This is a genomic window from Alkaliflexus imshenetskii DSM 15055, from assembly GCF_000517065.1.
In the GTDB taxonomy this organism is placed as follows: Bacteria; Bacteroidota; Bacteroidia; order Bacteroidales; family Marinilabiliaceae; genus Alkaliflexus; species Alkaliflexus imshenetskii.
On sequence record NZ_KI912105.1, the window covers coordinates 2,387,104 to 2,409,428 of the forward strand.

The 22,325-nt window shown below is 42.8% G+C and carries 20 protein-coding genes; 10 read left to right on the forward strand and 10 right to left on the reverse strand.

All coding sequences use genetic code 11. The features are described 5' to 3' along the window. Positions 1 to 66: 66 nt before the first annotated feature. The 4 genes from ALKIM_RS0109970 to ALKIM_RS0109985 all read left to right on the forward strand — a co-directional run bounded on the left by ALKIM_RS0109970 (position 67) and on the right by ALKIM_RS0109985 (position 5,529). A complete protein-coding gene (locus ALKIM_RS0109970; RefSeq protein ID WP_026474516.1) occupies positions 67 to 2,337 on the forward strand; it encodes a patatin-like phospholipase family protein in 2,271 nt (756 codons plus the stop codon). A 122-nt stretch (positions 2,338 to 2,459) separates the two neighbouring features. Further along, on the forward strand, positions 2,460 to 3,479 hold the full coding sequence (pheS, locus tag ALKIM_RS0109975) for a phenylalanine--tRNA ligase subunit alpha (RefSeq protein ID WP_026474517.1): 1,020 nt from the start codon (positions 2,460 to 2,462) through the stop codon (positions 3,477 to 3,479). Between the two features lie 236 nt (positions 3,480 to 3,715). Continuing rightward, positions 3,716 to 4,030 carry a hypothetical protein gene (locus ALKIM_RS0109980; protein ID WP_026474518.1) on the forward strand — a complete coding sequence of 105 codons (315 nt, stop codon included), beginning with the start codon at positions 3,716 to 3,718 and terminating at the stop codon, positions 4,028 to 4,030. Positions 4,031 to 4,191: 161 nt separating this feature from the next. Beyond that, the gene (locus ALKIM_RS0109985) at positions 4,192 to 5,529 is read left to right on the forward strand and encodes a sigma-54-dependent transcriptional regulator (RefSeq protein ID WP_026474519.1); all 1,338 of its coding nucleotides are present in this window, start codon (positions 4,192 to 4,194) and stop codon (positions 5,527 to 5,529) included. Positions 5,530 to 5,531: 2 nt separating this feature from the next. Here ALKIM_RS0109985 and ALKIM_RS0109990 read toward each other — a convergent pair whose 3' ends face one another. Then, positions 5,532 to 8,042 (reverse strand): hybrid sensor histidine kinase/response regulator, encoded by a 2,511-nt coding sequence (locus tag ALKIM_RS0109990; protein ID WP_026474520.1) that lies wholly within the window; start codon positions 8,040 to 8,042, stop codon positions 5,532 to 5,534. Positions 8,043 to 8,358: 316 nt separating this feature from the next. Next, positions 8,359 to 8,775, reverse strand: coding sequence for an OsmC family protein (locus ALKIM_RS0110000; RefSeq protein ID WP_026474522.1), 417 nt, complete (start codon positions 8,773 to 8,775; stop codon positions 8,359 to 8,361). A 108-nt stretch (positions 8,776 to 8,883) separates the two neighbouring features. On the opposite strand from ALKIM_RS0110000, the gene ALKIM_RS0110005 reads away from it, so the two are divergent. Next, positions 8,884 to 9,591 carry a Crp/Fnr family transcriptional regulator gene (locus tag ALKIM_RS0110005; RefSeq protein ID WP_026474523.1) on the forward strand — a complete coding sequence of 236 codons (708 nt, stop codon included), beginning with the start codon at positions 8,884 to 8,886 and terminating at the stop codon, positions 9,589 to 9,591. 4 nt (positions 9,592 to 9,595) lie between these two features. Here ALKIM_RS0110005 and larC read toward each other — a convergent pair whose 3' ends face one another. Genes larC through ALKIM_RS20080 form a run of 3 tightly spaced genes read right to left on the reverse strand, consistent with a single transcriptional unit; the run spans position 9,596 to position 12,029 of the window. Beyond that, on the reverse strand, positions 9,596 to 10,459 hold the full coding sequence (gene larC / locus ALKIM_RS0110010) for a nickel insertion protein (RefSeq protein WP_026474524.1): 864 nt from the start codon (positions 10,457 to 10,459) through the stop codon (positions 9,596 to 9,598). A gap of 50 nt (positions 10,460 to 10,509) precedes the next feature. Next, positions 10,510 to 11,250, reverse strand: a complete 741-nt coding sequence (gene larB, locus ALKIM_RS0110015; RefSeq protein WP_026474525.1) for a nickel pincer cofactor biosynthesis protein LarB — start codon at positions 11,248 to 11,250, stop codon at positions 10,510 to 10,512. After that, positions 11,247 to 12,029 carry an adenine nucleotide alpha-hydrolase family protein gene (locus ALKIM_RS20080; RefSeq protein ID WP_026474526.1) on the reverse strand — a complete coding sequence of 261 codons (783 nt, stop codon included), beginning with the start codon at positions 12,027 to 12,029 and terminating at the stop codon, positions 11,247 to 11,249. The genes larB and ALKIM_RS20080 overlap by 4 nt, the downstream gene beginning before the upstream one ends. A gap of 300 nt (positions 12,030 to 12,329) precedes the next feature. On the opposite strand from ALKIM_RS20080, the gene ALKIM_RS0110025 reads away from it, so the two are divergent. Continuing rightward, entirely contained in the window at positions 12,330 to 13,970 is a 1,641-nt protein-coding gene (locus ALKIM_RS0110025) for an AMP-binding protein (RefSeq protein WP_026474527.1), read from the forward strand. 61 nt (positions 13,971 to 14,031) lie between these two features. Here the strand turns inward: ALKIM_RS0110025 and ALKIM_RS19305 are convergent, their stop codons facing one another. Next, positions 14,032 to 15,861, reverse strand: a complete 1,830-nt coding sequence (locus tag ALKIM_RS19305) for a methyl-accepting chemotaxis protein (protein WP_052345515.1) — start codon at positions 15,859 to 15,861, stop codon at positions 14,032 to 14,034. A 231-nt stretch (positions 15,862 to 16,092) separates the two neighbouring features. Here ALKIM_RS19305 and ALKIM_RS0110040 point away from each other — a divergent pair, with 231 nt between their 5' ends. Continuing rightward, complete coding sequence (locus tag ALKIM_RS0110040) at positions 16,093 to 16,773, forward strand: 2-C-methyl-D-erythritol 4-phosphate cytidylyltransferase (RefSeq protein WP_026474528.1); 681 nt, start codon at positions 16,093 to 16,095, stop codon at positions 16,771 to 16,773. 56 nt (positions 16,774 to 16,829) lie between these two features. Here ALKIM_RS0110040 and ALKIM_RS0110045 read toward each other — a convergent pair whose 3' ends face one another. Genes ALKIM_RS0110045 through ALKIM_RS0110060 form a run of 4 tightly spaced genes read right to left on the reverse strand, consistent with a single transcriptional unit; the run spans position 16,830 to position 19,779 of the window. After that, positions 16,830 to 17,669 carry a metal ABC transporter permease gene (locus tag ALKIM_RS0110045; RefSeq protein WP_026474529.1) on the reverse strand — a complete coding sequence of 280 codons (840 nt, stop codon included), beginning with the start codon at positions 17,667 to 17,669 and terminating at the stop codon, positions 16,830 to 16,832. Continuing rightward, positions 17,669 to 18,409: a metal ABC transporter ATP-binding protein gene (locus ALKIM_RS0110050; RefSeq protein ID WP_026474530.1), complete on the reverse strand. Its 741-nt coding sequence runs from the start codon at positions 18,407 to 18,409 to the stop codon at positions 17,669 to 17,671. The genes ALKIM_RS0110045 and ALKIM_RS0110050 overlap by 1 nt, the downstream gene beginning before the upstream one ends. Next, the gene (locus ALKIM_RS0110055) at positions 18,402 to 19,289 is read right to left on the reverse strand and encodes a metal ABC transporter solute-binding protein, Zn/Mn family (protein WP_026474531.1); all 888 of its coding nucleotides are present in this window, start codon (positions 19,287 to 19,289) and stop codon (positions 18,402 to 18,404) included. The genes ALKIM_RS0110050 and ALKIM_RS0110055 overlap by 8 nt, the downstream gene beginning before the upstream one ends. A gap of 49 nt (positions 19,290 to 19,338) precedes the next feature. Next, positions 19,339 to 19,779 carry a Fur family transcriptional regulator gene (locus ALKIM_RS0110060; protein ID WP_026474532.1) on the reverse strand — a complete coding sequence of 147 codons (441 nt, stop codon included), beginning with the start codon at positions 19,777 to 19,779 and terminating at the stop codon, positions 19,339 to 19,341. 218 nt (positions 19,780 to 19,997) lie between these two features. Between ALKIM_RS0110060 and ALKIM_RS0110065 the strand changes: the two genes are divergently transcribed. From ALKIM_RS0110065 to ALKIM_RS0110075, 3 genes are all read left to right on the forward strand, one after another. Further along, positions 19,998 to 20,762, forward strand: coding sequence for a DUF6567 family protein (locus ALKIM_RS0110065; protein ID WP_026474533.1), 765 nt, complete (start codon positions 19,998 to 20,000; stop codon positions 20,760 to 20,762). 409 nt (positions 20,763 to 21,171) lie between these two features. After that, positions 21,172 to 21,645, forward strand: coding sequence for a hypothetical protein (locus tag ALKIM_RS0110070; RefSeq protein ID WP_026474534.1), 474 nt, complete (start codon positions 21,172 to 21,174; stop codon positions 21,643 to 21,645). Positions 21,646 to 21,768: 123 nt separating this feature from the next. Further along, complete coding sequence (locus tag ALKIM_RS0110075; RefSeq protein WP_026474535.1) at positions 21,769 to 22,227, forward strand: hypothetical protein; 459 nt, start codon at positions 21,769 to 21,771, stop codon at positions 22,225 to 22,227. Positions 22,228 to 22,325: the final 98 nt, after the last annotated feature.

Here is a 22,325-nt window from a genome sequence, read left to right on the forward strand (position 1 = left end):
TTTTAACTCATTGTGGTAACTTTATCATCTGACAGAATCTGTTTTATTTGATATACAATTGTTAAAATGCCAATCCGTTTTAGCGCCATCTTTTTTTTGAGTCTGTTTTTATTGGTTTCCGGATTAATCTACTCACAGGAAAGCAATGAACGGCCAAAGGTTGGTTTGGTTTTGAGTGGTGGCGGAGCCAAAGGCCTGGCGCATATAGGTGTACTTAAGGTGTTGGAAGAAGCTGGCATCCGTCCCGATTTTATTACCGGCACCAGTATGGGTGGAATAATTGGTGGTTTGTATGCCATAGGTTATAATGCCAAAGAGCTGGACTCCATTGGTCGGCGACTCGACTGGGGACAACTTCTTTCTGACGGCATCCCCCTATCTGACGTGCTACCAGAAGAGAAGCATGACTATCACCGTTTTCATGTAGAGTTAAACATTACGCGCAATGGGTTGTCATCTCCGGCAGGCTTTGTAGGTGGGCACTCCATATCCGAACTCTTTTCGCGACTTTCTTGGCGAGTGGCTGGTGTTGAATCCTTTTCTGACTTTCCAATCCCTTTTAAATGCGTTGCTACCGATTTAATCTCGGGGGAGCAATATGTATTTGAAGATGGCGATTTAACAACAGCTTTAAGGTCTACCATGTCCATCCCTTCGGTGTTTTCACCGGTTCAGCTCGATTCTTTATTGCTTATTGATGGCGGTGTGCTCAACAATTTTCCGGTTTTGTTGTGTCGCCAAATGGGTGCCGATATAATTATAGGTGTAAATGTTGGTTCTCCTGATTTGGTTGCCATTTCTGATTTAGGCTCTCCTCCCAGCGTACTTTCTGCTGCTGCCATGATTGGCAATAATTTGTCAATGCGCATGCAATTGCCATTTGTTGATTATCTCATTTCACCCGATTTAGCGGGTTATACAGCAGCCAGCTTTTTCGATGCCCATCGAATTATCGACATCGGTGAAGTTGCTGCGCGAAACAGTTTTGAAGAGTTAGCTGCCCTTGCTGCTCGGTTAGATGAGATAGGCCCACACATCCCTCGTCCGGTGCCAGTACAACCAGAAACAATCCGAATTGAGAACATCCAGGTGAAAGGACTAGAGCGCATCAGTCACCGCTTTTTTCTGGGTAATCTGGGTATTGAGTCGGGTGATGTCATCACTGCATCAACCGTAGAGCGGGGCATAAGCCGACTGATGGGTACGCGCTATTTTGATTCGGTAAGCTACCGGTTGATACCTGTCGACAACGGATACCTCCTTGCCATGGAAGTGCACGAATCTGAAAGAGCACGCTTTAAATTTTCGTTGCATTACGACAATGAGTACAAGGCCGGAATTATCACCAATGTCACATTACGTAACATACTTTTACGGGGCAACCGTTTTTCTTCAACTCTCGATATATCTGAACGGCCCCGATTTAATCTCTCTGCCATAAGCTATTATGGCGAAAAGCAGCGCTCTGCCTCGAGAATAGAGGTGGATTTGGAAAATAACACTCTGCCGGTTTATCTCGAAGATGGAGCACAATACGGAAGTTTTATTCAGAACTATTCTTCAGCATGGTTTGGCGTGATGCTATCGGCGAGCACTTCCTGGGAGTCAAACTGCTACATACAATATGAGCGTTCGGTTTTAAAGCGCGAAAGTGGTTTTTATGATATTTTTTTCAATGGCGTAGATAAGTTTGGGAATTCATTTGTCACGCTAAACTTTAAAACGGTGCGTAACGATCTCAATCGCCGCCATTTTCCAACGCGTGGAAGTCTGTTCAATTTTCGGTATCGATATTACCTGCAAGCAAATGATGTGTACAAAGGGTCAGGTGCTGCACGTAGCATTGTGCAAGATGCTATTGAACCAGAGTTCAATCACCTGTTTCAGCTTAATGGCTCGTGGGAGCAGTATTTCAGGATCACACGCAGGTTGGTAATAAATCCCAGGGTACAGGCTGGCTATGCAAGTCGTTCATTGCCTATTATGGGGTTGAATTATGTGGGGGGGATGCCTTTTCAGACCAGAACGAATGAAATTAACTTTGTGGGATTGTCATTAAGAGAGAAAATTGTTCAAAATTACTTAATGGCACAGCTTAATGTACGATATCGTTTTATGCGAAAGATGCATGCCTCTGCCATAATTAATGGTCTGGCCGGAGAAACTGGTGGCGCTGAGGACTTAAGGCCGGTGGTGGTTGATCGGGAGAATCATATTTTTGGCTATGGTCTTCTGTTGGAGTATGACAGTTTTTTAGGTCCAATACAAATTGGGGCTTCAAATAGTAATGTGCCCGGTGGTGTGCGTTGGTATGTCGGGTTTGGTTATTCCTTTTAGAGAGCCTAGCAACAAAGTACACGTCAATAGATCATTATTAGCTCTTAATTACGCATTCGGCATTTTATCTTGAATGATAATTGTTATTTTTGTGTCTCAAATGGTTTCAAAAATAATGACAGATGCTCAATAGAATAGAATCCCTACTTTCGGAAATAAGAGGCCTTTCGGCCGCCAGCGCTGCAGAGGCAGAGCAGCTGCGTATAAAATACTTAAGTAAAAAGGGAACAGTCTCTGTGTTGTTCGATGAGTTTAAATCGGTACCTCCGGCAGAGAAAAAGGCGGTAGGCATGGCTTTAAACCAGCTGAAGAATGAAGCACAACAGAGAATCCAGGATCTTAAGGAGCAGTTCGATAATGCTGAGACATCCGAAGGAAAAGTGGATTTAACATTGCCTGGAACCTCCTTCCCAATTGGGGGACGACATCCGCTTTCGGTGGTGCGTAACCAAATCGCTGATATTTTTGCACGACTTGGATTCTCCATTTCGGAAGGACCCGAAATTGAAGATGACTGGCACGTTTTCTCTGCATTGAATTTTCCCCCTGAGCACCCGGCACGGGATATGCAAGACACTTTCTTTATACATAAAAACCCCGATGTGCTGTTGCGGACACATACTTCTTCGGTGCAAGTACGTGTAATGGAGAAACAACAACCGCCAATCAGAGCCATTTTCCCCGGAAGGGTATTCCGCAACGAAGCCATCTCGGCACGCGCACACTGTATCTTTCATCAAATTGAAGGTTTGTATGTGGCCGAAAATGTGTCTTTTGCAGATTTAAAGCAGACTTTACTATACTTTGTGCGTGAGTTCTTTGGTGAAAATTCTGAAATAAGGTTGCGTCCATCCTATTTTCCATTCACCGAACCATCGGCTGAGATGGATGTAAGTTGTTCTATTTGTGGAGGTAAAGGCTGTAATGTTTGCAAGTACACAGGTTGGCTCGAGATAATGGGTTGCGGCATGGTTGACCCAAATGTGCTCGATTTGTGTGGCATAGATAGTAAAAAATATTCCGGTTTCGCTTTTGGAATGGGTATTGAGCGTATCGCAATGCTTAAGTATCATATCAAAGATATTCGTCTCTTTTTTGAAAATGATGTCCGCTTTTTGGAGCAATTTAAATCTGCTCTCTGATAGCTCATCAGCTAAAAAAAATCAAAAGGTGCTTCAATCAGGGGCACCTTTTTTTGTGGAGTATTTCCACTTTTTGGGTATTATATCCGCATGATGACACTTTTTGGGAATTGTGTTAATTGAATGATAATGAGGGGAAAAACGGTATTTTGGGTGTTGTGGCATAATTATCACAGTAATGTAATTACTCTCGCAAGTATTTAAATATTTTATGTCTAACACCAAAATGATTGATTATGAAAAAGATGTTATTTGTTTCTCTGGCATTGGTTTTTGGATTTTTTGTGATGACCAGTTCGGCTACAGCTTCAATTGTTGACAATGCTGAAGTTGTAATTGTAGATCAGGAAGCGTCAAAAACACCTGTTGAAATTGAAAATCTACCCGCTCCTGTGAAGGAGGCTCTTCAGGGAACTGATTATGAGGGATGGGTGGTTACCGAGGCTGCTCTCATTTCTAAAGATGGCGAATCATATTATGCTGTTAAGCTTGTAAAAGGAAATGAAAGCAAAAAGCTGAAGTTTACAGCCGATGGCGAAGCTATTGAATAAGCCTAACCTCTGATTTATATTTGTAATTGTTCAGTGCCGGTCCCCATGGGGCCGGCTTTTTTGTTTTAACCACTCTATAGCCATGAGACAACAATTGATATCTTAAATTGGCGCTACAGTCTGCTTTTTTTATATCTTTAGTTTCAAATTAAACAGGTGTTATGGTTAAATTGCTCATTGTTGAGGATGATCTGTCCTTTTCCCGAATTCTCGAATCGTTTCTGAAGAAACATGGCTATGAAGTGGTATTGGTAAGTAGTTGCCGTGCTGCAGAAAAACTAATTCGCGGAGAGCAATTTGACCTTTTTCTGCTCGATTACCGTTTGCCCGATGGCAATGGGCTTGACCTTTTAAAACTCATTCGCGACTTGTATCGGGATGCGCCTGCCGTATTGATGACAGGGTTTAACGATGTTCGTACAGTTGTGAAAGCGATGAAACTTGGTGCGGCAGACTATATCACAAAACCGGTAAATCCCGATGAACTGCTAATGGTGATTAAGCAATCCCTTGAGAAACCCAGAGAAACACCTTCCGCTGAAGTTCATCCCAAAAAAGCATCTGGCTTTGTTATGGGAACCAGCCGCTCTGCGCGTAAGCTTCATGAATTTATCGATTTGGTGGCTCCGGTAGATATGGCCGTAATCATTCAGGGCGAAAGTGGCACCGGTAAGGAGTATGTGGCACGTTCCATTCACGCCTCAAGTAAGCGTAGCAAGGGGCCGTTTGTTCCCATCGATTGTGGTGTGCTCTCAAGAGATTTGGCGGCTGCTGAACTTTTTGGTTATGTGAAAGGGGCTTTTACGGGTGCTCTCACCGATAGAAAGGGACAGTTTGAAACCGCATCGGGAGGCACATTGTTCCTGGATGAAATAGGCAATTTATCCTACGATGTGCAGGTTAAGCTGCTTCGCGTGATTCAGGAGAAAGTGGTACAGCCGGTTGGTAGCGATAAACTTATTCCGGTTGATATTCGTCTGATTGTTGCTACCAACGACAACTTGCTCAAAAGTGTGGAGCAGGGAAGTTTTCGCGAAGATCTATACCACCGCCTCAATGAGTTTAAGATATCGGTTCCACCACTGCGCGAAAGGGCCGACGATTTGGATGAGTTTATAAGATTTTTCATCTCAGAGGCCAATCGGGATCTTTCCCGCGAAGTCGATAAAGTATCGGATGAAGTGCTTGATATTTTCCGAAGTTATGAATGGCCCGGCAATTTACGTGAATTAAGAAATACAATCCGCCGCATGGTGCTGTTATCAACCGGAAACGTGGCCGGCAAAGAGAACTTGCCTGAGGAGATGCTTTTTATTCCCCGCCCGGAACACAAGGAGGAGGCCGGAACCAACCTGAAGGCCATTCAGGAGATAACGGAGAAAGAGCAGATAGCCAATGTGCTTGATAATGTGCAGGGTAACAAATCAAAGGCAGCGCGTCTGCTCAACATCGACAGAAAGACACTATATAAAAAGATGGAAAAATACGGATTCAAGTAGGGTTACATATTTTTTGATTCCTGCGCCGCGATTAGGAGCTCCAGATTTTGTAAGAAGGCATTACCTCCCTTGGTTAGTTTATGCACTAACATTTTTAGGTTGGGCAGTTTGTTTTTATCCTCAAGTTCCCTTTCTGCGGCACGTAGTTCCATGGCATAATTCATCGCCCCTATCTGTCCCACCCTGCCGGCCAATCTATGTGCCAGCAACGAGATGTTCTCTTTATGATTCAGCCAGAGTTCTTTTTCCATCTGAACAAGATCTTTCTGGCTCTCGTCACGTATGCTTTTAAGGATGTCGAGTAATATTTCCGGGTCGTCGCCTGTCATTTTTATAAGATTCTTTATGTCAAAAGGCAACGCTTCGCCATTTGTTTTTATGCTGTTGTTTAGTGCATCGATTATGTCTGATTCTCTGAATGGCTTGATGATAAGGCCATCGAAGCCATTTTTTAGAATGTCGGATTGCTCGCCTGGTAAGGCTTGCGCTGTGAGGGCATAAATTCTCAGGCTGTTTTGGCTTTTCGACATCTGCCTGATGCGCCGGCAAACTTCACCACCGTTCATGCCCGGCATACGCATGTCAAGAAAAATCACCTCTGCTTCGGCTTTTTCGTAGGCTGTTAGCAGGCTAATGCCATCATTAAAAGTGCGGCAGGGGATTCCGTTTTTTTCTATAATGGTTTTTCCAAGGTTTAATATGAGCGGGTCGTCATCGGCAAACCAAACGGCGTTAATTTTTGGCCGAACAGTTTCAGAGGTTGCTTGCATGTTAATTGCAACAGTTTCATTTGTTGTTTGATAGGGTATTGAAACTGTGAAACGTGTACCGGTCCCTTCTGTGCTTTCTATGTCAATTTGTCCTGATTGAAGCTCCACAAGTCTTTTTACGATGGTCAAACCCAGACCAGTACCGCCGAATTTTTCCGTTACCGATGGGTCAGTTTGCCCAAACTCGTTGAAAATATCCTCTAATTTTTCCGGCCGGATGCCTATGCCCGTATCCATTACTTCAATCTGTAAAGCAGCTGCTTTTTTAGCTTCTTGTGTCAGCGTGGCGGTAATCGTTACCTCTCCCTTTTCGGTAAATTTTATGGCATTGCCGGTAAGATTGTAAAGAATTTGTCTTAAACGGTAAGCATCGCCCAAGAGTGCTGTTTTCTCGTCTCCATCAAATGCGAATGTGAACTTCAACCCTTTTTGTTGAGCCAGGTATTGCATGGTTTTGGCCACAGTCTCAATTTGGTCGAAGGGCAAAAAGGGCTTTGTCTCAAACGATAGTTTGCCGGAGGTCACTTTTGCATAATCCAGCACTTCATTTACAACATCGAGTAAGTGACCCGATGATTGATATATGGCGTCGATGTTTGTGGGATGGTCAGGGTTAATTCGTGCTTGCTCGGCATACCCGTAAATGGCCTGAAGCGGTGTACGTATTTCGTGACTCATGTTCGAAAGAAACCGCTGTTTGGCTTCCGCTTCTTGTCTGGCCTCGGCGTGCATCTGCTCCAGTTTGCGACGATAGGTATTGGTTCGGGTAATATCTATAATAATGAGTAGCACCAGTATAGCTGACACCGTAATGAACGCAATGGCAATCATATTAAGTCTTTTAATTGTGGCCTTGGCTATAGTTAGTGTGGATTGAGTGGTGGCGTTCAGTACGTTTATTTCATCCTGCTCAAGAGAGTTAATGATGTTGATTATCTCGTAGATAATGCCATTGTTTGTATTTAGCAGGCGCATTTCGGCTTGTTGAAGCCGCGATGCATGTTTAAGTTGCTGGTTTTGCAGACTGTCGAATGAGCTTTCGAGTCTCCCGATTAATTCACTGGTGGAGCCAAGGGTCAAAGTATCCACAATTACCTTGGTTGATTCGTCCACAATGGTTTCGGAATGCACAATGTCGCGCAGTTCATTCTCCTGACCTCTTGAGAATAACCTCCGGAAAAACCCCTGACGACCTTCACGTATGGTATCCGATGAGGTGGTTCTGGTTGTTGTTGTTACTTCCGATTTCAGAATTTTACCTATATCATCACGTTGTTCGCTTCGGCTTTTCTCCGACAGCTGTGTTAAAATTCGCCGCATGCCAGGGTCGGAACTTAGCCTCGATTGAAGTTCAAGATAATCGAGAAAATGCTGTTCGCGTAAATTGAGCAGATTGTATATTTCATGGATGCGGGCAGATTGTATGGAGTCATCAGCAAAAATGATTGTGAGCGTATCAAGGGTGCGATAGATGGCATCCGATTCCTGTATAAATGCTATGGATGGATTTCTTCTGCCGGTGGCTGCTTCCTGCCGCTGGAGATTATTTAGCTGTGACACATCTCTGAACAGACGGTTTACACTGATTAATTTTTCGTTGGGTTTACCCAACAGGTCTATGTTTTCCGTTATCTCGTCAAATGCATAGTATATGGCCGAGTGAATTGCCAGGATGGTGATCAGTCCTGTAATCGTGGCAAGGATAACTTTTCCTTTTAAGGTGGTATACAGACTTTTTCTCATCTCTCCTGTTTTTGATATAATCTGTAATTCTATTATTCTAAGGTAGTAAATATGTGGTGTCTGTCGTAATCGGTGACAAATTTTGGGTAAAATATACCCATGATTCAAATATTGATTTTGTTTTTTGTTCGCCCAACATGCTTTCAATAAATTTGTTCGCGGTATTCATGGCGCTTTTGTAAAGGAGCGTGGGCATGCAAACCAATGGCGATAATTCTGAATGGACAAAAGATTTGCCAAACAAAAAACCTGTTGCAGCAAATTCGTGAAACACGTCTCTGCGACAACAGGTTTTGATTGGTTTTGAAACTGGATATTACTCCACAACCCGTATTTCAGTAGTTATGGGAATGCCTTTTTTGTAAGTTGCCGACACACCGCAATATTTCTCCTCAGACAGACTTACGGCCTTCTCGAGTTTGTCTAATGGGAGGTCTTTCCCCCTAAATTCGTATATAACTTTCATATTTTCGAAAGTTTTTGGATGTTCGTCGGCAATGTCTCCTTCTACCTTGATTTCCAGTCCTTCAAACTCCACACGCATCTTTTTTAGGATGGATACCACATCCATGCCTGTACATCCTGCAAGCGCCAGCAGAACGAATGGTTTCGGACGTGGTCCTTTGTTCTCTCCGCCGTTATCTGGCGCGGCATCCAGCACTATTTTATGGCCGTTGATATCGCTCTCAAAAGCCATGTTTCCTTGCCATTTTAAGCTTACCTCGCTTCTCATATATTTATATATTTAAATTTTTTGGTGAATAGCACAAATTTAATCTTTCTTTCTATCTTTGCTAATACTAAAATGATAAAAATCACCCACACTCTCACTATTTAATGTATGAGAACAGACGATCAAATAGCGGGTTTCGACCATTCAGATATTCGCAGTTACGATATTTTCAAAGGTCTAAATAATGAACAAGTAGAACGTTTAACTCAGGAAATGGTTTGCAGCCGTTATCGAAAGGGTGCGATCATCTACAACGAGGGCAGCAGAATCAATGGGAGTTATATTGTTAATGTCGGCATCCTTAAGATCTATAAAACGGGCTTTGACGGTAAAGAGCAGATTATTCGTTTTGCCCGTAAAGGTGACCTTATAGCTTTTCGTTCTGTGATAAGTGATGAGTTGGCTTGTACTACGGCTGAGGTTATTCAGGAAGCTACGCTTTGTTATATTCCTGGCGATTGCCTTACTGGCTTGATTAAGTCAAGTCCGGAATTTGCCATGGATTTAATGAAACTTACTTGCCGTGAATTGGGTGAAGCCAACAAGTTTCTTACCGATATTGCCCAAAAAACCGTACGTGAACGGCTGGCCGAGGTGTTGTTGCTGTTAATGGATACTTTTGAGCTTGACGACGATAACTTCCTGCAGATATCGCTTACGAGGGAAGAACTAGCCAACATGGTAGGTACCGCCACCGAATCGGTAATAAGATTACTTTCTGAATTTAAATCAGACAATCTTATTGAGCTCAATGGTCGGAAGATTAAATTGTTAAACATCCCCAAGCTCATTAAGATTGGGAATGTTTATGTGTAGTTATTCAGAATAAAGATATCTGCAGAGGGGGAATTGGCAAATCTTTCGTTCCCCTCGATTTACCTTTTCTTTTTGGCCCCTCATTTGGTGGTGTGCCAACAGTTTTGGCATTAAGAGCTGACAAGGCCGCAGCACCAGTTGGTGTAAACAATTCAATTTCGATTGGTCCTGCTGTTACCGGTATGTGGTTGTTTTCAATCATTACTTTTGTGGCTGGCGCAGGAACTTTCATGGTGCCATGGGAAAAACTGACTGATCCGCCTCCGTATGCTACCGGTGCCAGAAGAATGGCGTTGGTAGATGATTGTAATTCCTGAAGACCCATCACAGCTCCCATAATGTCAATCAATATATCCTGAGCTTCGTGAAGCCACGCTTCGGGCTGGTTGTAGAGTGCTTCATTGTGGCCATGATGATGGGTGTGTTCTTCATCGTGGTGGTGATGTGTATGGTCATGATCGTGACTGTGAGCGTGTGAATGTCCGTGGTGGTGATGGTGGTGCATGTTGGGGTCTTCCATGTCAAAATCATGGGTAGCGTGTGCAATTTTCTCTGCATTCACGAGTTCATTCAGCATTCTGAAGCCAAATTCGCGGTAGAGAGGTTCAATTTTAAAGTCATCGAACAGATGCTCGAGCAGGTGAATGGCTTTGTGGGATGACAGATGTCCGTGATGATGCTCCACACTGATACGCATCCTTGAGCTGCCATCTGCCGTAACGATGTGGCTTACCGAGGCCCGGCCAATTGTTTGGGCTGCTGCCAGCATGGCTTCTACTACTTTTTTTTCATCTGCCCCTGCGCCAATGAGTGCAGCAGCAAACATATCGCCGGCAAATCCGCCGCTGGCATCTATGTATAGTTGCATATTTCTGATTTTTGTTTGGATGTCTTATGAATCTGATTTTGTGCAGGTGGTTAGTCCTGTCTGTTTTTTGCAATCAGACCTGCCACAACTGCTGCTCTTACGCCTCCATCGATATTTACCACAGTTAGGTTGGGTGCACATGATGCCAGCATTGATGTAAGTGCTGCTTCTTTTGCTCTAAAGCCATATCCTACAGAAGTAGGAACGCCGATTACCGGCAGTGGCACCAGCGATGAAACAAAGGGTGCAAGTGCTCCTTCCATACCTGCTACCACAATTACGGCTGCAGCATCTTTTTCCATCCCTTTTTTCACTGCTTCGAGCACTCTGGTTGGGTGCGCAATTCCTCTATCTTCAAACAGCACGGTTTCTACGCCAATACTCTTTAAAGTGAGATCACATTCGGCTACAATTGGATGGTCAGCAGCTCCTGCACTTATCACCAAAACGCAGCCTTTTGTTTTCGGCAGATTACCTATTACCAACAGGTTGGGCGATTCCAATATGGGGTATCTATCCTGATAGTGGGAAACAATGGCTCCATTGTGCGGACTGCGGGATATGAGTACCCTGGGATGCCGCTCAAGCAGAGCGTTGGCAATCTCAATGCACTGATCGGCCGTTTTGTATTCGCCATAAATAATTTCCGGTATGTTGATGCGCGAACCGCGATTCACATCAGCAATGTAGTTTTGCGCAGTTTGAATCCAGTCCAGTGAAAAGTGCTTTTTTGCTTCGTGGCGATTCATTTCGCCATCCCTGATTTTGTCAAAAAGTTCGTCGAATGTCATAAATTTCGCATTTGGTCAAACATATTTTTTCTGGCACCTTCCAGATCGATGGTCACAAAAGTAGCTGCTTTTTTCCCTGTTTCTACTATTTTGAAACGGAATGCCGCATCACCAAGATGATAGAGTAGATTATCTGTGCCGGCCTCGATTCGGAGGTGATCACCATCATCGAGTCTGCAACGGGTTTGATAATCACCTGTTTGGGTAATAATGATCTGTTCCAGTTTTCGTATTGTATCTATTTTTTCTCTGGTAATAGGCACATCATAATTAAATCTTGTGGCAAGGCAACACTCCATATTGGCCAGGAGGGGATCAGCGCCGCAGCTGATGGCTATCTCCCGACTCTCTTCGGCTGTGATGCCCAGTTCCAGTAATGGAGATCTTACGCCCGCTTCCTGCAATGCCTGAAAACCTGGCCGGTAATTGGCGGTGTCGGCAGCGTTTGTGCCATCAAAAACCGGGGCGTCTTTTCTGTTTAATAGAGGTGCTATTAGTTCGCCCTTGCAATGATAGCAACGATTTACCGGATTTTTCAACACTTCAGTGCCTGGGTCCATGTGAATTACTTCAAGATGTTTACAGCCAAGGTTTTCGGCCTGATCGCGAATCTGTGCCTCCACAGCACGGTTGAACCCATTATTTATCCAAACCGGCGTGACATCAGCACCTGCTTCAACGGCACACCCTAAAATGGCGCTGCTGTCAAATCCGCCTGAAAACAGAAGATAAAATTTCCTCTTATCTCTTAGATAATCAATTAGTAAATCCTTTTTCACGAGACGTGGGTTTTATATATTTCTCAATTGTTAATGCTAAAAGGAGAAAGGGTTGTTATTGGGTTGCAGTAGTGCCTGATGTGATGGTAAGATACACATTTTTTGCGTATTGAGGTTGATTCTTGTAACACATTGGTTTGTTGTTTTTTTAGTTGCAAACATATAAGTGAAAGGTTAACTTGGTTCTGTTTTTTTGGTATTTCCAAATAATTAATGAAAATTTGCGCGTTTTATTCAAATAGTTAATTGTTTGAAATCATCTCCGGATTAGCCGGAACCTATAAACTAAATCCAGTTACAATGGAATCAAATGGATATTTGTCGATGGTGGAAAGGGTCATTCGTACCCATCCTGATTCGCCTGCTTTTACCGATTATGAGGGCGAGACTTATACTTTTCGTGAGGTAGGGAAGGCCATCTTTGAGATGCACTTTATTTTCCGGGAGCTTGGCATCCAAAAGGGGGATAAGGTGGCGCTGATTGGTCGTAATATGTCTAATTGGGCTATTACCTATCTCTCAACTGTGACTTACGGAGCGGTGGTGGTTCCTATTCTGCCCGATTTTCAACCCAATGATATACACCACATTATAAACCATAGCGAATCGGTATTTTTGTTCGCATCCAATTCACTGTTTGATAGAATTGATGAGACAAAAATTCCTGATGTAAAGGGTATTTTATCTATTAACGATTTTCAACCTCTTGCCGATCACAATGGTAAGTTAGGTAAGGCCTTGGTTAGAGCCAAGGAGAAGGCTGAGGACTCTTTTGATGTCGATAATCTGAGATTTAAAGCGCTTGGAAGTGAAGAGGTTATGGTGCTTTCGTATACTTCCGGCACCTCCGGATTTTCGAAAGGGGTGTTGTTGCCCCACCGAAGTATATGGTCAAACGTACAGTATGCGGCTGATACATTTGATTTAGGGGCAGGAGAGCGCATCGTCTCTTTTTTGCCGTTAGCACACGCATACGGCTGCCTTTTCGAGTTTTTGTGGCCTTTTATCACTGGTTGTCACATCACCTTTTTAACTCGTACGCCTTCACCACAGATAATAACCGAAGCATTTCGCAATGTTAAGCCCCATTTGATTCTATCTGTGCCGCTAATACTCGAGAAAATCTTTAAGAGGCGTATTATGCCTCAACTGGAGAAAACGCCGGTTAAAACGCTTCTCAAACTGCCAATTGCCAACAAGTTGATTTATGCCAAAGTGCGTAAAACACTGTTTGAGGTGTTTGGAGGCGAGTTTAAAGAGATGGTAGTAGGAGGGGCAGCACTCAATAAAGATGTGGAGCTTTTTCTCAAGAAGATCAATTTTCCACTGACGGTGGGCTATGGCATGACGGAGAGTGGCCCCCTGATTAGCTATGCACCCTGGCAAGTAACCCATACTTTTTCTGCAGGACGGATAGTGGATCGTATGCAGGTGCGTATCGACAGCAGCGATCCTTATAACGTGGTGGGTGAGATTCAGGTAAAGGGCGATAATACGTTACTTGGCTATTATAAGAACGAAAAGGCCACGCGTGAGATTTTCACCGATGATGGTTGGGTGCATACCGGTGATTTGGGCGTGATTGATGCCGACAACTTTATTTTTATCAAGGGCCGTAGCAAAAATATGATACTTGGGGCTTCGGGGCAAAACATTTATCCCGAAGAGATTGAGGCGGTTTTAAACAATCAGGAACTGGTTCAGGAGTGTCTTGTGCGTGAACGTGATGGTAAAATTGAGGCGTTGGTATATCCCGATTATGAGGTTAAGGATATGTCAAATTTCACCCATGAGGAGATAGAAAAGGAGATGCAGCGGCTTCGTACGGATGTGAACAAAGAACTGCCTGCCTTTATGGCCATTTCCAAAGTGATTCTCTTTCCCGAAGAGTTTGAAAAAACGCCCAAGAAGAGCATCAAACGATATAAGTATTTGAAATAGAAAAAGAAAAGGGGCTGTCAAATCTGGCAGCCCCTTTTTTATTAGTGGTTTTTGGCTTTCATTACTTCATTTTAAAGTACGAAATAACTTTGTTCATTTCGTCTACTTCATGCGTAAAGTCTTGTACCATTCCATTTATATCTTCGGCTGATTGCGCATTCAACTGAGAAACTCTGTCGAGTTCCAACAGGGCGTTGTTAATTTGGTCGGCTCCAATGTTCTGCTCTTTAGAAGCGGCACTGATTTCCATAACCAGTTCTGCCGATTTCATGATTTTTGGAACCATCTCTGAGAATATCTGCATTGCTTTTCGGGCAATCTCAACGCTATTACCTGATAGTTGATTGATTTTTTCTGCATTGATGCGACTTCTCTCGGCCAATCTGCGCACTTCACCGGCAACTACAGCAAAACCACGGCCTTGTTCACCAGCACGTGCTGCTTCAATGGCAGCATTAAGTGCCAATATGTTGGTTTGGCGCGCCACGTCTTCAATCAACATCACACTTTCGTATATCGACTCAATTGCTGTAACGGCGTCTTCTAGTATGCGTTCGCCATTTTTGGCATCCGTGGCGGCATCCTGCACTATCTCCACTGTTTCGTTTGCATTTGAAGCATTCTGATTGATGTTGGAACTCATCTCCTCCATCGAGGCCGACAACTCTTCTGTGGATGAGGCTTGTTCAGTAGCGCTTTCTGATAGCCGCGCTGCCGATTGCGTCATTGCTTCTGAACCCGATGTAATGGTGTTGGCCGCTTGCGCTGCCTGACTCAGCATATTTCCGATGTTGGATTTTAGGCTGGCAAATGATTGTGCCAGATTACCAAGTTCGTCGTTCCTTTGTAAGATTTTTTCATCCAACGTTTTAGTGAGATCTCCCTCAGCAAATGCATTTGAGTGATTGGTTATCGCCAAAATCGGGTTGGTGATGGATGCCGAAAGCAGCAATACAACCACCAGCGTGATGGCCAAAAATACGATACTCAGCATAATACTGCTTATAGCTATTGGACGAATAACTGTGAGTAGTTCTGAAATTGGTGAAATAATTATGGCCCTCATGCCTGTATCGCCAACAGGCATTATGGCTATGTCATTTTGCACGCCATTATAGCTGCGATTGGTTAAAACTCTAGAGTCAAAACTCTCAAGAAGTTCACCCGCCAGCGCTTCATCCATAACTTCGGACAGAATAGCATTGATTTGTTCCAACTCTTCAGAAATCACTATTTTTCCTTCCTGATCAACCATCCACATCGATGAGTTGGTTGTCAGTTTTTTGTTTGCAAACTGACTTACCAAATCACCCGGATCTATTCCAACACCTGCAATGCCATTGGGTGAACGCAAATCACCCATCACCACATTTATAAAGAAGAATGTTTGGTCAAGAGCCGGATTATAATCATAGTTTAGTTCATGCTTCTGTCCGGATTGAAGCATGTTGAAAAACCATCTGTCTGATTCATTCGACTGGGATAAAATATTGACCATTCGATGTCCGTGCGTGTAGAACTTTAATGTGGCCGACGAGGCTGCAAATGCGTTTGGATAACCGGAGCTGGACACCATCTGATCAATTTTGGCCAACGCCGTGGATTGCATTCCCTGCTGCTGCTCTGCACTTGCAAACCAGTCGTTTAGCAATGGGTCATCGGCCAGAGCTATGGATATTTCAATACCTTTTTCGAGGGTAGCACGCAAGTCCGATTGCGACGCCTCCAAAAATGCCAGCAATTGCTGTTGCCTTATGTCTCGCTGCAACGTTGAACGCACTGTGGAGTAGCTGATAATGGCCTGTACTGTGATTATCGAAAAGGTGAGCAGTCCGAAGTAAACCAGCAACCTGTTTTTTAGTTTGCTGAACCTGAAAAAGTTGAAACGCATAAGATTTTAATTGATTTGTTTTCCATAGAAATAACGCATTAACACACTTATCTATGGTTAGGAAAGGCATTGATTATCAAGCATACGATGGTTTCATTTTAAAGATTGATGTTTTATTGTTTTTTAATCATTATTAATTAGATTGCGATATATTTGAAGATTCCGGCTGAACTTTCAAATGGATTCTGAGTTATGTAACTGAAAATTTGAACCGAATATTAAAATCAGAGAATGCAGAAGAGCGTTATTATTGTGGCTGGCGGCAAGGGGCTGAGGATGGGGCATGCCCTCCCCAAGCAGTTTCTGCCTTTGGGAGGAAAACCTGTTTTGATGCACACCATCGAAGCCTTTGCGCAGTATGATCCGTCGATGTTGATCGTGTTGGTGCTGCCGGTTGAGCAGCAGGATTATTGGAAAACGCTCTGTCTGGATTACCGTTTTGATATTTCCCATACGCTGGCCGATGGCGGTGAAACCCGTTTCCACAGCGTTCTGAATGGATTAAAAGCAACACCTGACAGTGGATTAATTGCTGTGCATGATGGCGTACGCCCATTTGTTTCGCGTGATACCATTGTGCGAAGTTTTCTGTCTGCAGCAAGGTTTGGAGCTGCTATTCCTGTCACCATCCCGGTGGAATCGGTACGTGAAGTGGTAGGCAACGACAGCTTTGCCCGTAATAGGGATGAGTTCCGCATGGTTCAAACGCCACAGACTTTTAAAGCTGAAGTGCTTAAGGAGTCGTACCTTCAGATGTTTTCACCAAACTTCACCGATGATGCATCTGTGGTTGAGGCTTCGGGCTTTACCATTCAGTTGGTAGATGGCAATGTGGAGAACATTAAAATCACCACTCCTTTTGATTTGATGGTTGCAGAGGCCATCATTGCCCGAAGTGCTGCAAAAGTATAATCTACCTTATTAACAGACCATCAGAGAAATCTGGCAGATGCTTATCACGATTCGCCTTATGAGCGGTCTTTGCCTGTTTTTATGGCCATCTTGAGCAGCATCAATCCTTTAATAATGGCATATTGGATGGTGAGCATAAAAATTATCGCTGCACCGGAGGGAATGTTTACCGCATACGCTGCAAATAATCCTGAAAGTGAGCCTGTTAGCCCCCATAATACCGATAAAGGGATAATTTTTCTGAAGTTATGTGTGAAGAGCATCGCTGTGGATTGTGGTATCGTGAAGATGCTTAACACCAGAATAATGCCCATTGCCCGTATGCTTATCACAATTGCCAATGCTATAAGTACCGACATGGCATATCTGAAAAAGGCAACAGGCAATCCATTAATTTTTGAGAATTCCGGGTCGAAAGCTGAATAGACAATTGGCCGATAGTAAATGATAAAGAACAACGCTGTGATGGTGGTGAGTATTATCATAATCATGATATCGGACTGACCAACCGAGAGTATGCTGCCAAACAGAAAACTCATGAGATTTGGCGTATAACCCGGCGTCATAAACACAAAGATTATCCCTAGTGCCATCCCCAACGACCACAATATGGCAATGGCACTGTCCTCACGTACTTTTCCCTTATTCGAAATCCATTCGATGCTTGTACCTGTAAGAATGGCAAAAATGGCTGCCCCTAAAAATGGGTTGATGCCCATGAAATAGGCTATGCCAATACCACCAAATGATGCATGAGTGATACCGCCGCTGATAAACACAATCTTTCGTGATACTATGTAAGTGCCAATCATTGCTGCTAAAATGCTTATTAACACTGAAGCAATCAGGGCATTCTGAAAAAATCGATACTCGAAAAGTGCTATAAACTCACTCATTAGTCGTGTTTTTTTAATACTCGGTGGGGCACATTGCCGTGTGCAATTAAATCGATGGGACAATTATACACCTTAAGTAGTTCGGGTGTAATTTTATTTGAATGGTGGTAGTGCAATGTCCCGTTTACACAAGCAATGGTTTTTACAATCGACGAAATGGTACCAACATCATGAGAAATGAGCAGGATGGCCATTTTCTGATTTAGCTCTTGCAACCATTGGTAGAGTTCACCCTCAAAGTTTTTGTCCACATAAGTGTTTGGTTCATCCAAAACCAATAGTTGCGGTTGATTTATGAGTGCCCTGCAAAGCAGAACACGCTGAAGCTGCCCTCCGGATAGCTCTCCAATTGGCCGATGGATATATGCCGCAAGACCAGTCTCTTCAAGCAATCTCTCCACTGATTGTTTCTGCTCGTGGGTGAATGTTGGGAGCCATCTGGTTTTTGGTTTCAGTCCCGACTGCACAACCTCTTTTACTGTGATTGGAAACGACCGGTCTATTTGCGAGGCTTGCGGAAGATAGCCAATCTTGATCTTACCCTGCGGAAAATCAATACTGCCTCTGAATGGTTCCAAAATCCCAAGCAACGTTTTCACCATGGTAGTCTTTCCCCCACCGTTAGGTCCAATTATTCCAATGAAATCTTCAGAATGAATGTCGATAGATACGTTGCGAAGTACCGCATCGCCATTATATCCTGCTGTTACTTGGTTTAACCTTGCGATGACGTTACTCATTCAAATGCACTTTAATGGTTTCTATGAGGGTTTCCATGTTTTGTATCCAATCGTAGGCCAACGGGTTTATCTGTACCAGAGCAATTCCTGCTTCACGGCTTACCATCTCTGCGTTACGAATATCATACTCTTCCTGAATAAATATTACCGGAATTTTTTCTTCTCGTGCCTTACGAATTACCGATGCCAGAAAAGCAGGTGAGGGCTCCTTGCCATCCTGTTCAATGGCTATTTGTTCAAGCCCGTAGTCACGAGCCAAATAAGTAAGTGCCGGATGGAATATTAAGAATTGCTTGTGTGCCAAATCTCTTGAAGCTTCATACATCCTGGTATCAAGCGTTTCTATTTTTGTGTAAAGTGCCGGATAATTGGATTCAATAATTTCACGTAGCTCAGGAAAATTTTCTGTCAGAGCATTTTTTATGTGTGGCAATAACTCAAGCATTACGCGTGGCGACATCCAAATATGGGGATCTACTCCGTTATGGTGATGATCATGATCGTGGTGGTCATGATTGCAACTGCCTGATATAAGAACCGTTTTCTCCGACAAATCAAGCAGTTTCATGTCCGGATTCAGCTCTTTCAAGCGCGGCATCCAGGCTTGTTCGTAACCAAGGTGCCCAATGCCAATATAAATCCGTGAATCTGAAAGCTTACGAAACTGTTGTGGCGTTGGTGAATAGGTTGCATGACTGGCTCCCGGAGGAATCATCACGTTCACATCAATTGCCCCATCTGTTAGTGCGTCCACAAAGAATTTCTGCGGCGTAATACTTACCGACAGTACATTTGTTTCTCTGGTTTTGCCTGAGCATGCCGAAATTGTGATTCCTGCAGCAATTATGAGGCTTATTTTAATTAGTTTAAATGCATTCATCTGTTTTGGTGTTTATTTCTTTACCTGTTTCGAGGAATTGTTCCTGTTACTATTTTTTGTGTTTGCTTTTTGTATTGCAGATGGCACATACACCTTCTATAACCAAATTACTCGATTGCATCAGATAACCATCGGGCAGTATATTCTGTTCAATCTGAATCTGAGGCATGCACACCAACTTATCGCACGATGCGCAATGAAAATGTGGATGGTCGCTTTTTTTGTGAACTTCTGCAAGTTTGTATTTAATGGTTTGCTCGTCAATTGTTATTTTGTGGATGACCTCATGTTTTAACAGTACTTTTATTGTGCGATATAAAGTGACTCTATCCACCGAACCCGACATCTCTTCCAGAGCAATCTCTATCTCCTTTTGCGTTAATGCCCTGCCAGGCTCCAACAACAGTGCTATCACCTGACGCCTTATGTCTGTGACAGTAACATTGTTACGCTTCAGAATCTCCGTTGTGCGACTAATAGATGCAACCATGTTGCAAAAGTAAGCTTTTTTCCAATTTTCCAAGCCTTTTTTAGAATGATTTTAAATAGCGAAATGATATTTTGTTGGTTTGATTTTTGACTTCGGTAGATTGTTTTTTTTGGTAGTGGCCTCATAAATGTTTACGTTAATTTAACAGCTGTAAATCGAGGTTTTATTACTTTCGTTATGCGAATTTTTTACCGTTTAATTTAAAAACCTTAATCGTTATGTTCAGAAGAATCTTATTGCTTTTAGGCATTGCTGCCCTAAGCGGATGTGCCACATACAATGGCATGATTACCACCCCTGGTGCTGTCTCAACTGATACCAAAGCCACGTATGTGGATATGGCAGTCGGATATAGTCGAACTTCGTATCTTTTCGGATTTGGCGGATTTGGAAAAGCTGCACTTATTAATGAGGCTAAAAGAAATATGTATAAGGCCTATAAGCTGGCACCCAATCAAACATTTGTAAGCCCAACACTAGATATAAAGACCACAACTTACGGGCCATACAGAAAGATGGAAGTGATAATGATGGCTGATGTGGTAGAATTTGATGGCAATGTGGACGTAGGTTTTAAGGAGGAATATTTCCAAGCCATAGGAGCGGTTCAGAGTGACTTGCCTGAGTTCTTCCGTTTAAATGAGTCGGTTGTTGTGATGGGAAGTAACAAATCAATTGTTAATGGCCGGATTTTGAATATCAATCAGCAAAAAATTACTGTGTTATTGCACAATGCCGACGGACGTTTAGCCATTAAGAATCTGGCGTCCTCACGTGTTTTCAGAGCGCGTCCATCTTCTGATGGCGATGTCAAAGTGGGATTTTCTGTGGGAGAAGCTGTTGTGTTCAATGAGCGTGTTTCATCAAACCAGCAAGTGTCCAGCGGTGGTTTAATCGTGGGTGTTAATCAATACAATGTATTGGTAATGGTTAAAGACCAGCTTATTGTGCGTCGTATTTTTGATGTTAAGAAAGCTTCTTAATCAGTATAACCTCAAGTTGACTTAAAATTTGAAGAGCTTTATTTTTAGTTAGCTTAGATGTGCTCTTGATTTTTTTGGAAACTTATCTCTATGTAGCCTTACGAAGTGTTCCTCGTAAGGCTATTTTTTGTCAATCGTTCTGTGCGCTTTTAGGAAGTTAAAATTGAATGGCTTCGGCTGATTTTCTGTCTTTAATCGGAGCTATATGTCTGTAAAACAGCTCACTCATTAATGGTAGTAATCATTTAAAATAGTGTCATTTAGAACTAATGCAGCTGTTTTGGTTCTCTACGACCACCGTGAAATCTAATTAAATATCACTATCTTGGGTGTAAAATGGCGGCTGATTGCACGCAAATACAAACTTTGAATTGTCGTTTAGCAAATCTGGTATCTTAAATAATTAATTATGAAAAAAGGAGTTTTTACGATGTTTATAGGAATGAGCATTTTGTTGTTTGCCTGTAACACCGGTAATGAGGTGGATAAATTATATGCATCATGGAAAGTGACTGATATGAAGGTGGATATCCCAAATGTTCCGCCCCAATTAATAACCAATGCAAAAATTCTCGCCTTGTCCACCACTTATGAATTCCGCAATGACAACTCTTTCTGTATGACAATTGCCAGCAATGAGTTAGATAATGGACGTCGGCAAGTTGGTACCATGAGTTATAGTTCTAACAGCCTAACTCTGAATACAGACTCGTTGTTTTTTGAGCGCAATGGCGTTTGGACAAATATTGAAAAGAGTGATTTCAACAAACCATACTTCAAAAGCATGCAATTGCAAATTGAGAAGATTATCGCAAATCAACTGCTCGTGGCAGAGAAGGAAGTGAATGGCGTCATCTATTACACACTTCAAAAAATTGAGTGAAGCAAAATCCATCATGGTTTTTCACCACTTGCTGAAACAAGCAGAGGCAAATTGTTAGAAAATCTAATTCTAGAGAGAAATTACTTGTTGTTTTCGTAATTATTAAACTTTAATCCATTATTTATGAGTGAAACATTAAACAAAGGAAACCGAACTAAATGGCAATTTGTTTTTGGTATTTTGGTTGGCATCGCCATATCTTTCCTGCTCAGCCTATCACTTTGTAAACATCAAACTGATAGAATAGATAAGGCTTTGGTTGAAGTTGCCGAGGAGCTCAACCGTATATGCCCATTTATGGTCGATGACGAAACCCGTCTGGACAATGCAACTGTTTTGCCTGGGAAAGTTTTTCAATATGGTTATACTCTGGTGAATTTTGAACGTGACAGCATCGATGTGGACGTGTTCGTTTCTCACATGCAGCCTGTTATTCTGAACAACGTTAAAACCAATCCGGAACTTAAAACCTTTCGGGAGCAGAACGTTACAATCATCTATCAATACAATGATAAAAATGGTGAGCACATCGCCAAAATTACCGTGTCGCCAGACCTGTATCGATCCAACAGCCCAAACTGATGGGTTTATTTTTCTGTCGGATTTGTTGAATTATTACCGACTTTCAGGATGGTTTTATTTATAATGAATATAAATAATTGTGGTTTTATGGGGTCTGA

Coding starts and splice junctions, on each gene's coding strand:
- ALKIM_RS0110055 (WP_026474531.1), bottom strand. CDS start 19,289: ATGAATGCATTTAAACTAATTAAAATAAGCCTCATAATTGCTGCAGGA.
- ALKIM_RS0109985 (WP_026474519.1), top strand. CDS start 4,192: ATGGTTAAATTGCTCATTGTTGAGGATGATCTGTCCTTTTCCCGAATT.
- ALKIM_RS19305 (WP_052345515.1), bottom strand. CDS start 15,861: ATGCGTTTCAACTTTTTCAGGTTCAGCAAACTAAAAAACAGGTTGCTG.
- ALKIM_RS0110045 (WP_026474529.1), bottom strand. CDS start 17,669: ATGAGTGAGTTTATAGCACTTTTCGAGTATCGATTTTTTCAGAATGCC.
- ALKIM_RS0110025 (WP_026474527.1), top strand. CDS start 12,330: ATGGAATCAAATGGATATTTGTCGATGGTGGAAAGGGTCATTCGTACC.
- larB (WP_026474525.1), bottom strand. CDS start 11,250: ATGACATTCGACGAACTTTTTGACAAAATCAGGGATGGCGAAATGAAT.
- ALKIM_RS0110040 (WP_026474528.1), top strand. CDS start 16,093: ATGCAGAAGAGCGTTATTATTGTGGCTGGCGGCAAGGGGCTGAGGATG.
- ALKIM_RS0109990 (WP_026474520.1), bottom strand. CDS start 8,042: ATGAGAAAAAGTCTGTATACCACCTTAAAAGGAAAAGTTATCCTTGCC.
- ALKIM_RS0110060 (WP_026474532.1), bottom strand. CDS start 19,779: ATGGTTGCATCTATTAGTCGCACAACGGAGATTCTGAAGCGTAACAAT.
- ALKIM_RS0110065 (WP_026474533.1), top strand. CDS start 19,998: ATGTTCAGAAGAATCTTATTGCTTTTAGGCATTGCTGCCCTAAGCGGA.
- ALKIM_RS0109980 (WP_026474518.1), top strand. CDS start 3,716: ATGAAAAAGATGTTATTTGTTTCTCTGGCATTGGTTTTTGGATTTTTT.
- ALKIM_RS0110005 (WP_026474523.1), top strand. CDS start 8,884: ATGAGAACAGACGATCAAATAGCGGGTTTCGACCATTCAGATATTCGC.
- ALKIM_RS0110050 (WP_026474530.1), bottom strand. CDS start 18,409: ATGAGTAACGTCATCGCAAGGTTAAACCAAGTAACAGCAGGATATAAT.
- ALKIM_RS0110075 (WP_026474535.1), top strand. CDS start 21,769: ATGAGTGAAACATTAAACAAAGGAAACCGAACTAAATGGCAATTTGTT.
- ALKIM_RS0109970 (WP_026474516.1), top strand. CDS start 67: ATGCCAATCCGTTTTAGCGCCATCTTTTTTTTGAGTCTGTTTTTATTG.
- larC (WP_026474524.1), bottom strand. CDS start 10,459: ATGCAACTATACATAGATGCCAGCGGCGGATTTGCCGGCGATATGTTT.
- ALKIM_RS0110000 (WP_026474522.1), bottom strand. CDS start 8,775: ATGAGAAGCGAGGTAAGCTTAAAATGGCAAGGAAACATGGCTTTTGAG.
- pheS (WP_026474517.1), top strand. CDS start 2,460: ATGCTCAATAGAATAGAATCCCTACTTTCGGAAATAAGAGGCCTTTCG.
- ALKIM_RS0110070 (WP_026474534.1), top strand. CDS start 21,172: ATGAAAAAAGGAGTTTTTACGATGTTTATAGGAATGAGCATTTTGTTG.